Origin of the sequence: Novosphingobium sp. SL115 (genome assembly GCF_026672515.1) — a bacterium.
Taxonomy (GTDB): domain Bacteria; phylum Pseudomonadota; class Alphaproteobacteria; order Sphingomonadales; family Sphingomonadaceae; genus Novosphingobium.
The window spans coordinates 202,559-215,233 of the sequence record NZ_JAPPRG010000002.1; the positions used below are offsets into that span (position 1 = coordinate 202,559).

Annotated in this window: 16 protein-coding genes; 5 read left to right on the top strand and 11 right to left on the bottom strand. The window is 62.8% G+C overall.

Annotated features, from left to right (window positions below; translation table 11 throughout):
* Nucleotides 1-2: 2 nt before the first annotated feature.
* The 3 genes from OVA07_RS02470 to OVA07_RS02480 all read right to left on the bottom strand — a co-directional run bounded on the left by OVA07_RS02470 (nt 3) and on the right by OVA07_RS02480 (nt 1,910).
* On the bottom strand, nt 3-794 hold the full coding sequence (locus OVA07_RS02470) for a VOC family protein (protein ID WP_268169887.1): 792 nt from the start codon (nt 792-794) through the stop codon (nt 3-5).
* Nucleotides 791-1,156: a DUF1428 domain-containing protein gene (locus OVA07_RS02475; RefSeq protein WP_268169888.1), complete on the bottom strand. Its 366-nt coding sequence runs from the start codon at nt 1,154-1,156 to the stop codon at nt 791-793. Before OVA07_RS02475 ends, OVA07_RS02470 begins: the two co-directional genes overlap by 4 nt.
* Nucleotides 1,157-1,253: 97 nt before the next feature.
* Nucleotides 1,254-1,910, bottom strand: a complete 657-nt coding sequence (locus OVA07_RS02480; protein WP_268169889.1) for a glutathione S-transferase family protein — start codon at nt 1,908-1,910, stop codon at nt 1,254-1,256.
* Nucleotides 1,911-1,989: 79 nt separating this feature from the next.
* Here OVA07_RS02480 and cobS point away from each other — a divergent pair, with 79 nt between their 5' ends.
* Nucleotides 1,990-2,970 carry a cobaltochelatase subunit CobS gene (cobS, locus tag OVA07_RS02485; RefSeq protein ID WP_268169890.1) on the top strand — a complete coding sequence of 327 codons (981 nt, stop codon included), beginning with the start codon at nt 1,990-1,992 and terminating at the stop codon, nt 2,968-2,970.
* Between the two features lie 61 nt (nt 2,971-3,031).
* On the opposite strand, the gene OVA07_RS02490 is transcribed toward cobS, so the two are convergent.
* Genes OVA07_RS02490 through fmt form a run of 3 tightly spaced genes read right to left on the bottom strand, consistent with a single transcriptional unit; the run spans nt 3,032 to nt 5,805 of the window.
* Nucleotides 3,032-4,147, bottom strand: a complete 1,116-nt coding sequence (locus OVA07_RS02490; protein WP_268169891.1) for a zinc-binding dehydrogenase — start codon at nt 4,145-4,147, stop codon at nt 3,032-3,034.
* A gap of 3 nt (nt 4,148-4,150) precedes the next feature.
* Entirely contained in the window at nt 4,151-4,903 is a 753-nt protein-coding gene (truA, locus tag OVA07_RS02495) for a tRNA pseudouridine(38-40) synthase TruA (RefSeq protein WP_268169892.1), read from the bottom strand.
* Entirely contained in the window at nt 4,900-5,805 is a 906-nt protein-coding gene (gene fmt / locus OVA07_RS02500) for a methionyl-tRNA formyltransferase (RefSeq protein WP_268169893.1), read from the bottom strand. Before fmt ends, truA begins: the two co-directional genes overlap by 4 nt.
* Nucleotides 5,806-5,856: 51 nt before the next feature.
* Between fmt and recR the strand changes: the two genes are divergently transcribed.
* The 4 genes from recR (at nt 5,857) to OVA07_RS02520 (ending at nt 9,580) form a co-directional block, all read left to right on the top strand.
* Nucleotides 5,857-6,453, top strand: coding sequence for a recombination mediator RecR (gene recR, locus OVA07_RS02505; RefSeq protein ID WP_268169894.1), 597 nt, complete (start codon nt 5,857-5,859; stop codon nt 6,451-6,453).
* A gap of 93 nt (nt 6,454-6,546) precedes the next feature.
* Entirely contained in the window at nt 6,547-7,113 is a 567-nt protein-coding gene (def, locus tag OVA07_RS02510) for a peptide deformylase (RefSeq protein ID WP_268169895.1), read from the top strand.
* Nucleotides 7,114-7,205: 92 nt separating this feature from the next.
* Nucleotides 7,206-8,816, top strand: coding sequence for a DNA recombination protein RmuC (gene rmuC / locus OVA07_RS02515; RefSeq protein WP_268169896.1), 1,611 nt, complete (start codon nt 7,206-7,208; stop codon nt 8,814-8,816).
* Nucleotides 8,816-9,580, top strand: a complete 765-nt coding sequence (locus OVA07_RS02520) for a hypothetical protein (protein WP_268169897.1) — start codon at nt 8,816-8,818, stop codon at nt 9,578-9,580. The genes rmuC and OVA07_RS02520 overlap by 1 nt, the downstream gene beginning before the upstream one ends.
* Here OVA07_RS02520 and OVA07_RS02525 read toward each other — a convergent pair.
* The 5 genes from OVA07_RS02525 to rapZ form a co-directional block, all read right to left on the bottom strand.
* Nucleotides 9,564-9,983 carry an META domain-containing protein gene (locus OVA07_RS02525; RefSeq protein WP_268169898.1) on the bottom strand — a complete coding sequence of 140 codons (420 nt, stop codon included), beginning with the start codon at nt 9,981-9,983 and terminating at the stop codon, nt 9,564-9,566. The two genes, OVA07_RS02520 and OVA07_RS02525, sit on opposite strands and share 17 nt — an antisense overlap.
* Before the next feature lie 54 nt (nt 9,984-10,037).
* Nucleotides 10,038-10,841 carry a TrmH family RNA methyltransferase gene (locus OVA07_RS02530; protein ID WP_268169899.1) on the bottom strand — a complete coding sequence of 268 codons (804 nt, stop codon included), beginning with the start codon at nt 10,839-10,841 and terminating at the stop codon, nt 10,038-10,040.
* 55 nt (nt 10,842-10,896) lie between these two features.
* Nucleotides 10,897-11,193 carry an HPr family phosphocarrier protein gene (locus OVA07_RS02535; RefSeq protein WP_268169900.1) on the bottom strand — a complete coding sequence of 99 codons (297 nt, stop codon included), beginning with the start codon at nt 11,191-11,193 and terminating at the stop codon, nt 10,897-10,899.
* A 1-nt stretch (nt 11,194) separates the two neighbouring features.
* Complete coding sequence (locus OVA07_RS02540) at nt 11,195-11,599, bottom strand: PTS sugar transporter subunit IIA (RefSeq protein WP_268169901.1); 405 nt, start codon at nt 11,597-11,599, stop codon at nt 11,195-11,197.
* A 138-nt stretch (nt 11,600-11,737) separates the two neighbouring features.
* The gene (gene rapZ / locus OVA07_RS02545; RefSeq protein WP_268169902.1) at nt 11,738-12,655 is read right to left on the bottom strand and encodes an RNase adapter RapZ; all 918 of its coding nucleotides are present in this window, start codon (nt 12,653-12,655) and stop codon (nt 11,738-11,740) included.
* Between the last annotated feature and the right edge of the window lie 20 nt (nt 12,656-12,675).

Below are 12,675 nucleotides of genomic sequence, written 5' to 3' on the forward strand. Positions count from 1 at the left end.
GTTCATTCTCCTTCAGGACCAACGACCCCGAACACCGCACCTTGTGGATCGGTAGCGACGACGATCCAGTCGCCACCGGGCACTTCATGCGGACCTGTCATCACCGTGCCGCCGGCCTGTTCCACTGCCACCTTGGCCGCCATGACCGACGGCACGCCAAAATAGGTCAACCACGCGGGCGGGCGCGACGGGTCCATGATGGGCATGATCGCGCCCAGCGCCTGCCCATCGAAATCGATGAAGGCATATTCGCCGGCATCGCCCATGGGCATGGAATTGTGAAAACCGAAGCCGAAGTGGCGGGCATAGAACGCCCTGGCCGCAACGGGGTCGGTGGTGGACAATTCGTTCCAGCGGGCGTGCTGCACGCCATCCGCCTTGAAGGCATGGCTTTGCCCATCGGGGCTACCTTCCGGCGGCTGCGGCTTCATCAGATAGAACGGCGCGCCTTGCGGATCGAGCATCATGGCAAAGCTGCCTTCGGCAATGTCGGTGCGGGGCATCAGTGCGCGGGCGCCATCTGCCATGGTTGCGCCCAGCGCCGCGTCGAAATCTTCGGTGGCAAGATAGGGCACCCACGCAGGCCGCGCCCCACCCGCCTGCATATCGGCCGTCAGTTGCAACAGGCCGCCGATGGGCGCGCCGTTGCAGCGCAGGATCATGCGATAATCCATGGGCGAGGACGGGTTGGCAGGCGAAAGAGTCCAGCCGATGACTTTGCCATAGAATGCCCCCGCCGCTTCGGCGTCGGTCGTCATCAGTTCATACCAGCAGAACGGGACCGGGCGGCTCATACCGGTTTCTCCAGCGATAGCAGAGGTGTGAATCCGCCGACAATCATGCGCGCGCCGTCAAAGGGCATGTCCATGAGCTCATTCGATTCCGCCATGGCCTTTTCCATTGCGGCGTGGGCGGCATTGCGCGTGGCCTTGTCGGGCCATTCGATCCAGCTGAACATCACGGTTTCGTCCGCGGTGGCTTCGGTCGCCCGGTAAAAGTCGGTGCGTTTGCCGTGGGCCACATCGTCAGCCCAGCCTTCGACCACGCGCAGCGCGCCGTGTTCCAACAGCATGGCCCCGCATTTGCTGGCGACTTCGCGGTATCTTTCACGATTGGCGGTGGGCACCGCCAGCACGAACCCGTCGATATAGGACATGAGCCTCACTCCTCTCCGGCTTCTTTCCTGAAAGCCAGCTTATCGTGAATGGCCGGTATTGCGAGTCCCCTGCCGACGGGCCGTGCCCCGTCAAGGATCAGGCGGCAGCTATAGCCATGATCCTGACCGCCATGACATCTTCCTGCGCGGCCACCACGGCCCATGCCGGGCGCTGGGTGACGCGGGCATACCATGTTGCCGTCTTTGGCCGGGCGGCGGCATCGACCCCGTGGCCAACATAGGCCAGTGTGCGAAAGATCGACGCCACCGAAATGTCGGCAAGGGTGAAGGTATCGCCCACCAGCCAGCCCTGATCGGGCACGGTGGATTCCAGCCATTCCAGCCAGCGCGGAAGTTCCGCTTCACCCTGAAGCGCGACGGCTTCATCACCGCCAACCTTCAGCAGCTTTGGCCCGACAAGCCGGTTGAACAGGATTTTCAGTCCAGCCGCGCCCAGCACGGTATCGGCAAATTCATCGAAGAACATCACCCTGCCACGCAATTGCGGATCATCGGGCAGCAGGCGGGGGCCGGGGTATTGCGCATCAAGGTAGAGCGCGATGGCCGACGAATCGGCTAAGGTGAAGCCATTGTCATCGATCGCGGGAATCTTCCCCAAAGGGCTGGCGGCAAGAAAATCCGGGTCAGGATTGCCCGGCCCACCCCGCGCCAGTTCATAGGAAACGCCCTTTTCCGTAGCGACAACCGCCACTTTGCGGACGAATGGCGAAAGCAGCGCACCATAGAGCTTCATCGAAATTCTCTCCCATCGACGGCCAACCTGTCGGAAAGATTATTGCAGCGCCGCGCCCGCCCGTATAGGCGGGATGACGATGAGCGACCTTCCGAACAGCCACGCGACGACGCTGCTCGCCGCGCCCGACACGCAAATTGATGTCCGCGAAACCTTCGGCATCGATATCGACATGAAAGTCCCCGCGTTTTCGCGCGCAGACGAACGTGTGCCCGATACCGATGAAACCTATGTGTTTGACCCGGACACCACGCTGGCGATCCTTGCAGGCTTTGCCTACAACCGCCGCGTGATGGTGCAGGGCTATCACGGCACTGGCAAATCGACTCACATCGAACAAGTGGCAGCGCGGCTGAACTGGCCGTGCATCCGCATCAACCTTGACGCGCACATCAGCCGTATCGACCTTGTCGGTCGTGACGCGATTGTCCTGCGCGATGGTTTGCAGGTGACGGAATTCCGCGAAGGTCTGCTGCCGTGGGCGCTGCAGACGCCGACCGCGCTGGTGTTTGACGAATATGACGCGGGCCGCCCGGACGTGATGTTCGTGATCCAGCGCGTGCTGGAAACCGAAGGCAAGCTGACGCTGCTTGACCAGAACCGCGTGATTCGGCCCAACCCGCACTTCCGCCTGTTCGCCACGGCCAACACGGTGGGTCTGGGTGACACCAGCGGGCTGTATCACGGCACGCAGGCGATCAACCAGGGCCAGATGGACCGCTGGAATCTGGTCGTCGCGCTGAACTATCTGCCCGATTCGACCGAAGTGGAAATCGTGTCGAAGAAGATGCCCGACCTTGATCCCAAGGTGGTGGCCGACATGGTGCGCGTGGCGAACCTGACGCGCGCAGGCTTTATCGGCGGCGATATTTCGACGGTGATGAGCCCGCGCACGGTGATTTCGTGGGCGCAGAACAGCAAGATCTTCAACGATATCGGCTTTGCTTTCCGCCTGTCGTTCCTGAACAAGTGCGACGAGACGGAGCGCGTGCTGGTGGCCGAATATTACCAGCGCGTGTTCGGCAAGGACTTGCCCGAAAGCGTCGCACACCGGGGCTGACCTTCTGCACCGATGCCGGAAATGAAAAGGCCCCTGCGTTGCGGGGGCCTTTTTCGTAGCGTCAGCCGTTGGGCGTAATCAGGTATTTTTCGCCAGTGCGGCGGGCGTTATAGTCCAGCGCAGCTTCCGGCGTGAGCGCCTGTTCCAGCCCGACCTTGGCCTTGTAATGGCTGGCAAAGGTCGTGGTCAGTTCAGCCATCACCCGGCGGCGCATCTTGTCGACGATCTCTGGCCCCAGCTTGCCCATCCATGGCGTGAGCAGCCAGCCCGACACATCCCAGACAAAGCCGAAATTGCGCGTCAACACCGTGGGCGACAGGTCGAGCGCGCCATAGATGAAGGCGTGCTTGGGTGCATTCGAGCCGTAGCGGCTATAGGCCGCGCCCTTGTTTGACACCTGCTCCATCACGGTCAGGATCTGGCTGACCAGCTTTCCGCCGCCGATGGCATCGAACGCCATGGTCGCGCCGGTGGCTTCGATGGCAGCGGCCAGATCGGCAAGGAAGCTGTCCTGCGATGAATCAACCACATGTTCAGCGCCAATCGCTTTCAGAATGGCGACTTGCGCCGGGCTGCGCACCACGTTGACCAGGCCGATGCCATCGGCCTGACAGATCTTCACCAGCATCTGCCCAAGGTTGGACGCCGCCGCCGTGTGCACCAGCGCCTTGTGCCCGTGATAGCGCATGGTTTCGGTAAAGCTGAGCGCGGTCAGCGGGTTGACGAAGGCGGACGCGCCCTGCTCTGCCGTGACGCCTTCTGCCAGTTCAAGGCACATGCGCGCATCGGCAACGGCATGGGTGGCATACATGCCGCCGGGGAAGCAGGTGACGCGCTTGCCCAACAGAGCTTGCGCTTCAGGCGCATCGCCCGCCGTGATAACGGTGCCCGCGCCTTCATTGCCCACCGGCATCGCCGCGCCATGCCGCGCGGCCATGGCGCGCACGGCAGGTTCGGGCATCTGCGCCACGATCTTGCCGGGGCTGAACTGCGCCCCCGTCACGTCTGCCGGGCCGAACAGCAGGCCAAGATCGGACGGGTTGATCGGCGTTGCCTCAACCTGGATCACCACTTCGCTGCCCTTGGGTGTGGGCACGTCGAAATCCTGCACCGAAACGGTCAGGGTGCCATCGGCATCAAGCTGCGAAACGATGCGCTGGCCGCGAAGCTGGGTCATGCTTTACTCTCCGGGATATATTGCCCGGACGAAGTATAGACCTTCCGGCGGCGCGTTAAGTCCTAATTTGCTACGGTCTTTTGCCGCCAGCGCTTGTGCCACCTGATCCACGGCCCAAAGTCCTTGTCCCACCAGCGCAAGGCAGCCGACCATCGAGCGCACCTGATGGTGCAGAAAGCTGCGCGCGGCGGCCTCTACGATCACACGGTCTCCTTCCCGGCGCACGTTCAGCCGGTCCAGCGTTTTCACTGGGCTGGCCGACTGGCAATGGGCCGACCGGAACGTGGTGAAATCGTGCAGGCCGACAAGGCTCTGCGCCGCCTCGTGCATCGCTTCATGGTCAATCGGGCGGGCGATGCGCCATGCCCGGCCCGCCTCAAGCGTCAAAGGCGCGCGGCGGCAGATGATGCGATATTCATAGGCGCGACCAAGGCAGGAAAAGCGCGCGTGCCAGTCTTCGGCCACTTCCACGCAATCGATCACCGCCACCGAATGTTTGGCAATGCGCAGCCGGGCGTTCAAAGCCTCCATCATGCGGAACGGATCGAAACTGCGCGACAGATCGAAATGGGCGCGCATGGCCAGCGCATGGACGCCAGTGTCGGTGCGGCCCGCAGCGTGGACAGCGACAGTCTCGCCCGTCACGGAATGGACGGCATCTTCCACCGCCTGCTGCACGCTGGGGCCGTGCGACTGGCGCTGATAGCCCATGTAGGGCAGGCCATTCCATTCGAGCGTCAGGGCAAAGCGGGTCATACCAGCACGGTCGCCGCCGGAATGGCACGCCCGCGCAGCAGCGAGGCAGTATCCATCGCGGGGCGGCCCGCGCGCTGGATGACTGCAGGCACGATGGCCCCGTGGGCGCAGGCAATGGTCAGCCCATCGTCAAGCGTGGTGCCCGGCGCGCCTTGACCATCAGCCACGTTTGCCGCCAGCACGCGATACCGCTCGTCCTCCAGTTCAAAGAACGCCCCCGGCGCAGGCGCGAACGCGCGGATCTGGCGTTCCACGTCCGACGCATCGCGGGTGAAATCGAGGCGGCTTTCGGCCTTGTCGATCTTGTGGGCATAGGTGACGCCCTCTTCAGGCTGGACCACCGGCGGATAAGCGGCAAGATCGGCCAGCACTTCAACCATCAGATCCGCGCCCTTGGCCGCCAGCTCCGCGGTCAGATCGCCCGCCGTCTTGCCCGTAACCGATGTTTCCACCTTGGCCAGCATCGGGCCGGTATCCAGACCGCGCTCCATCTGCATGATGGTGACGCCGGTGGCTTCATCGCCCGCAAGGATCGCGCGTTGCACCGGCGCAGCCCCACGCCAGCGCGGCAGGAGCGAGCCGTGGACGTTCAGGCAGCCAGAACGCGGCGCATCGAGCACCGCCTGCGGCAGGATCAGGCCATAGGCCGCGACCACCGCGACATCGGCATTCAGCGCTGTAAAAGCCGCCTGTTCCTCTGCGCCTTTCAGGCTGAGAGGCGTGCGGACTTCGATGCCGTGCGCTTGCGCCGCCAGATGCACGGGCGAGGGTTGCAGCTTTTTACCCCGGCCCGCGGGACGCGGCGGCTGGCTGTAGGCGGCGACCACGTCATGCCCGGCGGCAACCAGCGCTTGCAGTGTGGGCACGGCGAAATCAGGCGTTCCCATGAAGATGATGCGCATAAGCTGGAAAAGGCCCTTCCGTTTACCGTCCCCGGCCCTATCTGTGCGGCGATGGCATCGCAAGAGATCGACGCATTATCGGGCGCATTGGCGCGTCTGCCGGGGCTGGGGCCGCGTTCGGCGCGGCGCGCGGTGCTGTGGCTTATCAAGCGCCGCGAAACGGCGCTGCCGCAATTGCTGAACGCATTGACGCAAGTGCAGGAATTGCTGGTGGAATGCCAGACCTGCGGCAATGTCGACACCACCAACCCCTGCGGCATCTGCGCCGATCCGCGCCGCGATGCCCGATCGATCTGCGTGGTCGAAGAAGTGGCCGACCTGTGGGCGCTGGACCGGGCGCGGCTGTTTACCGGCAAATATCACGTTCTGGGCGGGCGGCTGTCCGCGCTGGAAGGCGTGCGACCTGAAGACCTGACCATCGGCCAGTTGCTCGACAGGGTGTCGCAAGGCGGCATCGATGAAGTGGTGCTGGCGATGAACGCCACGCTGGAAGGTCAAACCACCGCGCATTACATTGCCGAACGGCTGGAAGGCGCGGCGGTGCGCGTGACGCAGCTTGCCCATGGCCTGCCGGTAGGTGGCGAACTGGATTATCTGGACGAAGGCACGCTGGCACAGGCGCTGCGGGCCAGAAGGCCCGTGGTTTAACGCCATACCGCGCCCTCGCGAAGGCGGGGCGCGCAAAAGCATGTGATGCGGGGAAGTCTTGCGACTCCTGTTCATCGCGCTTATCTGGCCCTCATGGCCATTCGCGAAATCCTTGAAGTCCCCGACCCGCGCCTGAAGCAGGTCTCTGTCCCTGTCGAAACGTTCGACGACGAGCTGAAGACGCTTGTCGCGGACATGTTCGAGACGATGTACGATGCCCCTGGCATCGGCCTTGCCGCAATTCAGGTGGGCGTGCCGCTGCGCGTGCTGGTGATCGACCTTCAGCCCGAAGACCCGGACGCAGAACCCGTGCCGTGCGACCATGACGGGCACCACCACCATCATACGCCGACCAAGCGCGAGCCACGGGTGTTCATCAACCCCGAAATCCTCGATCCTTCTGAAGAGCATACGCTTTATCAGGAAGGCTGCCTTTCGGTGCCCGAAATCTATGCCGATGTTGAGCGCCCCTCAACGATCCGCGCCCGTTGGCAGGATCTGGACGGAAACGCCCATGAAGAGGCAATGGACGGCCTGATGGCAACCTGCCTGCAGCATGAAATGGACCACCTTGAAGGCGTGCTGTTCATCGACCACCTTTCGCGCCTGAAACGCCAGATGGCGCTGCGCAAGCTGGAAAAGCTGCGCAAGGTTGCCTGAAGATAACCGGCCCTGCGGATAATCGCCGGGGGCCGGTTGCCAGCACGACATTGACGCTATAAGTTCACGCTTCGTTCTTTTCTGGAGCAAGCGTGGACACTGTCTGGATTCTTTTCGTCATCATTGCCTTGCTGGCTGGAGTCGGCGTGGGCTGGTTTCTGGGTGGACGCCCGGTGGCCGAATGGCGCGCACGGGCTGATGCGCGCGATGCCGAGGCGAAGGCACATGAAGGAACGGTCAAAGCGATGACCGTGGACCTTGCTGCGATGAGCGAGCGGGTGAAGGCGCTGGACGCGCTGGCGGCCGAACTTTTCGAAGTGCGGCGCGAACGTGATCAGCTTGCCCCTGCTCTTGCCGCCGCCCGGCAAAGCGCGGCTGACGCAGACGTCGTGCGCGCGGATCTGGTACGGATGCGCGATGAACGCGATGCGCTGGCCCCTGCCCTTGCCAGCGCGCGGCAAAGCGCAGCGGATGCCGAAATTGTGCGGGCAGAACTGGTGCGCGTGCGGGCAGAACGGGATGAGTTTCGCAACGCGCTGGAACGGCTGAAGGCCGATGCCGAAAACTTTGCCGAACAGAAACGCCTGCTGATCGAAGCGCAGGAAGTGTTGCGCAAGGAATTTGAAAACGCAGGTAACAAAGTACTGGAAAAGGCGCAGGAAACCTTTCTCGCCCGCGCGCAGGCCCGTTTTGAAGAGAGCGAGAAGACCAGCGCCGAACGGCTGAAAACGCTGCTGTCACCGGTGGATCAGCGATTGCGCAGTTATGAAGAACAGGTCGGCAAGCTGGAAAAGGAACGGGTGGATGCCTTTGGCAATCTGACCGGGCTGATCCAGTCGATGCGCGATGGGCAGGAAGCGGTGCGCGCTGCCGCAGCCCAACTTGGCAACAGCTTGCGCAACGGCCCGAAAACGCGCGGCCGCTGGGGCGAACTGCAATTGCGCAACGTGCTGGAACAATGCGGGCTTGCCGAACACACCGATTTCGTCACCGAACATTCGGTGGAAACCGACGAAGGGCGGTTACGCCCCGATGCCATCGTGCGAGTGCCGGGCAACAAGCTGCTGGTGATCGACGCCAAGGTGTCGCTGAATGCCTATCAGGATGCGTTCGAGGCCGAAGACGATGAAACGCGCAAGATTGCGCTGGGCGCGCACGTTCAATCGATGCGCAACCATATCCAAACGCTGGGGGCCAAATCCTATCAAAGCCAGTTCGAAGAGGCGCCCGACTATGTGCTGATGTTCGTGCCCGGCGAACACTTCATCGCCGCCGCGCTGGAGCGTGATCCCGCCCTGTGGGACTTCGCCTTTGAACGGCGCGTGCTGCTGGCCAGCCCGACCAACCTTGTCGCCATTGCCCGCACCGTGGCGCAAGTGTGGCGGCAGGACGGCCTGGCACGGGAAGCGCGCGAGATCGGGCGCATGGGCGGCGAATTGTATGACCGGCTGGCAGTGGCCGCCGAACACCTGAAGCGTGTGGGCAATGGTCTCGACAGTGCGGTGACCAATTACAACAAGTTCGTCGGCAGCTTTGAACGCAATGTCCTGTCTGCAGGACGCCGGTTGCGCGACAAGCACATCGAGATTGGCAAGCGCGAGGTTGAAGAAGTCCCGCTGGTGGAATCCGCACCCCGTTATGCCGACGCGGAACCGGCAGGGCTGGTGGCGGTTGATAGTGATGAAGGAGATGCCGGGGGCTGATGCGCGAACAGGGGGGGCCTGCATGGATTGCCTTGGCTGGTGCGCTGGCACTGGCAGCCTGTGGCAGTGAACCGGCGCCAGCGCCGTCCGCCACGCCCGCTGCGCCGCCATCTGAACTGCCCGATGCGCCTCCATCGGCTGAACCGGAACCTTCGTCCGCGCCGGTTATCAGCACTTCGAAAACGGCCAGTGCAGTATCGGCTACTTATGCACCGCAGGATGAATGTGCCGACAAGCCGGGCTGGCCTACGTTCCGCAAGGCGCTCGGTAGCGCCATCAAAGGGCGCGATGTCGAAGGCATGGCCGCGCTGGCCTCTGCCGATGTGACGCTGGATTACGGCGGGGGCAGCGGGATTGCCGAATTGAAGAAGCGGCTGACTGATCCTGCGTCGGGCCTGTGGAAGGAACTGGATGCGATTTTGCCGCTGGGGTGTGCGGTGGAAGGCGGGCTGGCGGCGATGCCGTGGGTGTTCTGGAACGTGCCCGACGACATCGACAGCTATAGCGCAATGCTGGTTCTGGGCGATGATACCCCCCTGCTGGCAAAGCCCGGCGGCAAGGCCGTGGGAGCGGCGGGATGGCAGATTGTCGGGATTGATCCGCTGGACTTTGCCCCCAAAGCACCGGCTACCCGCGTAACGCTGCGCGATGGTGGCAAAGGCTATGTTGAAACAGAACGACTGCGCAGTCTGCTGGATTACCGCCTGATTGCCGAACCGAAAGGTGGCACCTGGCAAATCACTGCTTTTATTGCCGGGGACTGACAGGCGGGATCAGCGCCAGATCGACCGCGTGACCGCCAGAGACGAGCCGCAAGGTATTACCGCTGCGCTGCACTTCAGGTGCGGCGGAAAGCAAGGCGTTCATCGCCTCTTCCTGTTGCCACACCGGCCCTTGGCAGAACATGCGCGTGGCCATCAGCGGGCCTGCGATCAGCCGCTTTCCTTCGATCCGGTATTCGCCACCAATGCCATTGCACCCAACGTTTGCGCCCAGCCGGTCATCGTCGAAACGCATGGAGGCCTGGGCCGGAGCCGCCGGCGGCGCGCCATCGATACGCACGATGGTCCAGCGCGTTCCTGCCAACCCTGCCGTGGTCACAGGCGCGGTTGCGCAGCCACCCAACAGGGCAGCACAGGCAACAGCAAGGGCGTAAGCTTTGACCATGGGCCTATGATACGCGCCCACCGCTGACCACGGGATTAACCGGGCAATGCGGTGTTATTCATCAAACGTGGCAAGCACTTCATAGGCAAGCACAGCGCCAGCGACGGCCGCGTTCAGGCTGTCAGCCCGGCCCTTCATCGGCATGGTCACGCGCAAATCACAGGCCATTTCATAGTCTTCGGGAAGGCCACGTGATTCATTGCCCACCATAACGAAGCAGGGCGCGGCATAAGGCGCACCGCGATAGGGCACGGCTTCGCGAAGGGAGGCTGCAACAAGCTGGCCTTCGCCATCGCGCAGCCAGCCCAGAAATTCGTCCCACCGCGCCTGCACCAGTGCCTGGGTAAAGATCGCCCCCATGCTGGCGCGCACCGCTTCAACCGAGAAAGGATCGACGCAATCATCGATCAGGATCAGCCCGCCCGCGCCCACCGCATCGGCGGTGCGCAACATTGTGCCAAGGTTGCCCGGATCGCGCATGGCATGGGCGACCAGCCACAGCGGCGCGGCATGGCGGTCAATCCGCTGGATCGCCGTATCCCATTCGGCGAATACCCCGGCCACGGCCTGCGGGTTTTCCTTGCCGGTGATCTTGGCGAGAATATCGACGGGCAGTTCGATCACTTCGCCGCCCGCAACATCGACTGCTGCTTCCAGTTCGTCCAGCAGCGGATGGTTTTCGCGGCCCTGCGCCATCAACAGGATTTCCGGCAGACGGCCGCCTTCGCGCGCGTCGGTCAGCAGGCGCAGCCCTTCGGCAAGGAACTTGCCTTCACGCTTGCGGTGCTTCTTTTCCCGCAAGCTACGGACGAATTTGACCGTGGGATTGGAATAGCCGGTGATGTTCTTGCGCGCCATCCCGCTCCCATGCGCCAGCGGGCGCTTTGGGGCAAGACCTTGGCCACGACCGGCCTCAATCCTCGCCGAAGCCGTCCTTTATCAGGCCGGTCAGCTTCATCAGGATGGTATCGGCATCACCTTCAGGCCCGGCGACGGCAACGTCGACACTATCGCCACGGGCCGCGCCCAGCATCATCAGGCCAAGAATCGATGCGCCATTGGCATCCGTTCCATCTTTGGAAACGGTCACGGAAATGTCCGAGGGCAGTTTGGCCACGGCATTGACGAACTTGGCACTAGCGCGCGCGTGCAGACCGCGCTGGTTTACAATCGTCACAGTTTCACGGGTGACGTAACCCTGTTCTGCCATCTCATGCATCCTGTCCGAGAAATTCGGAAGCGATCGTTATGTAGTTGCGGCCCGCATCGCGCGCCGCCGCCGTCGCTTCCTTGACGCCCATGCACCCGCGCGCCTTGGCCAGGCGGATGAGCATGGGAAGGTTGATCCCCGCAATCACTTCCACTTTGCCCGCCTGCATCAGCGAAATGGCAAGGTTGGAAGGGGTGCCGCCGAACAGGTCGGTCAGGATAATCACACCATTGCCGCTGTCGACACGGCGAATCGCATCAGCAATTTCCTTGCGGCGTTTTTCCATGTCGTCGTTGGGACCGATGCAGACGCCGATCACGTCGCTTTGCCGTCCGACCACATGTTCCATGGCATGAATGAATTCGTCGGCAAGGGCGCCGTGCGTTACGAGAATAAGACCGATCATGGATGAGGCAGGCTCCGAAGTGCGGCCCGGCATTCTGCCATGCTGCGGCTTAACGCAGGATTGGCAAAAATTCGTGGTCCGCAAGACGACTGGGTATCGAAATGCATGACTTCCAGTACTGCCCCGCCCATCATCTTGTTATCCCTTGGCGCCTTCGAGCAGGTCTGCTGCCCGTGACGCCAGGTTGCGATGGAACAATGTGGGTGAAAATCCCGCCCCGCGCAAGGCGGAAGCGATCTGTTCTGCCATGAACACCGAGCGATGCCGCCCGCCCGTGCAGCCGAAGGCAATGTGGACATAGGCTTTACCCTGTTCCTGATAGCGCGGCAGCAGCAGCAGCAGCAGGTCACGGATACGCGCAAAAGCTTCGGCAAATGCGGGGTCTTTGCGGATGTATTCACCCACTGGAGCGTCACGTCCGGTCTGGGGGCGCAAGTCATCCACCCAGTGCGGATTGGCCAGAAAACGCATGTCGAAAACCAGATCGGCAAGAGGCGGCATCCCCCGCGAAAAACCGAAGCTGCTGATCGTCAAAGTGGTCGCCGCCGGTGTTTCTTCGCCAAACTGGGTGCGAATCGCCTGTTGCAGATCGTTGGTCGTGAAGCTGCTGGTGGTCATCACCACATCGGCCCAGCGGCGCAGCGGTTCGAGCAGTTCGCGTTCCGCCGCGATGCCGGTGGCGGCGGGTTTGTCCTCGCTCATCGGATGGCGGCGCCGGGTTTCGTTGTAGCGCCGTTCAAGTTCGGTCCCGGCGCAATCAAGGAACAGCGTGGTGACCTGAAGATCGCGACGCTGCGACAGCTTCTTGACCAGGTCGATGGTGCGGGCAGGATCGAACCCGCGCGTGCGGGTGTCGAAACCGATGGCCATGGGCGCTGTGGATTCCATCCGCGCCGAACCCGGTTCGGTTTCCAGCAGACGGTCGAGCAGGCGGATCGGGAAATTGTCGATCGCTTCCCATCCCATATCCTCAAGCGTGCGGAGCGCCGTGGTCTTGCCCGCGCCCAGCAGGCCGGTGACAAGAAGGATACGCTGGGGGGCTGATTCATGCGGCATGGGGCGCATGCTTTGCGCCT

What these genes read in the sequence shown, in the direction of transcription:
- rapZ (WP_268169902.1), bottom strand. Translation starts at nt 12,655, where the DNA reads ATGCCGCATGAATCAGCCCCCCAGCGTATCCTTCTTGTCACCGGCCTG.
- recR (WP_268169894.1), top strand. Translation starts at nt 5,857, where the DNA reads ATGGCATCGCAAGAGATCGACGCATTATCGGGCGCATTGGCGCGTCTG.
- cobS (WP_268169890.1), top strand. Translation starts at nt 1,990, where the DNA reads ATGAGCGACCTTCCGAACAGCCACGCGACGACGCTGCTCGCCGCGCCC.
- OVA07_RS02480 (WP_268169889.1), bottom strand. Translation starts at nt 1,910, where the DNA reads ATGAAGCTCTATGGTGCGCTGCTTTCGCCATTCGTCCGCAAAGTGGCG.
- OVA07_RS02535 (WP_268169900.1), bottom strand. Translation starts at nt 11,193, where the DNA reads ATGGCAGAACAGGGTTACGTCACCCGTGAAACTGTGACGATTGTAAAC.
- OVA07_RS02475 (WP_268169888.1), bottom strand. Translation starts at nt 1,156, where the DNA reads ATGTCCTATATCGACGGGTTCGTGCTGGCGGTGCCCACCGCCAATCGT.
- truA (WP_268169892.1), bottom strand. Translation starts at nt 4,903, where the DNA reads ATGACCCGCTTTGCCCTGACGCTCGAATGGAATGGCCTGCCCTACATG.
- fmt (WP_268169893.1), bottom strand. Translation starts at nt 5,805, where the DNA reads ATGCGCATCATCTTCATGGGAACGCCTGATTTCGCCGTGCCCACACTG.
- OVA07_RS02520 (WP_268169897.1), top strand. Translation starts at nt 8,816, where the DNA reads ATGCGCGAACAGGGGGGGCCTGCATGGATTGCCTTGGCTGGTGCGCTG.
- OVA07_RS02490 (WP_268169891.1), bottom strand. Translation starts at nt 4,147, where the DNA reads ATGACCCAGCTTCGCGGCCAGCGCATCGTTTCGCAGCTTGATGCCGAT.
- OVA07_RS02470 (WP_268169887.1), bottom strand. Translation starts at nt 794, where the DNA reads ATGAGCCGCCCGGTCCCGTTCTGCTGGTATGAACTGATGACGACCGAC.
- def (WP_268169895.1), top strand. Translation starts at nt 6,547, where the DNA reads ATGGCCATTCGCGAAATCCTTGAAGTCCCCGACCCGCGCCTGAAGCAG.
- OVA07_RS02530 (WP_268169899.1), bottom strand. Translation starts at nt 10,841, where the DNA reads ATGGCGCGCAAGAACATCACCGGCTATTCCAATCCCACGGTCAAATTC.
- OVA07_RS02525 (WP_268169898.1), bottom strand. Translation starts at nt 9,983, where the DNA reads ATGGTCAAAGCTTACGCCCTTGCTGTTGCCTGTGCTGCCCTGTTGGGT.
- OVA07_RS02540 (WP_268169901.1), bottom strand. Translation starts at nt 11,599, where the DNA reads ATGATCGGTCTTATTCTCGTAACGCACGGCGCCCTTGCCGACGAATTC.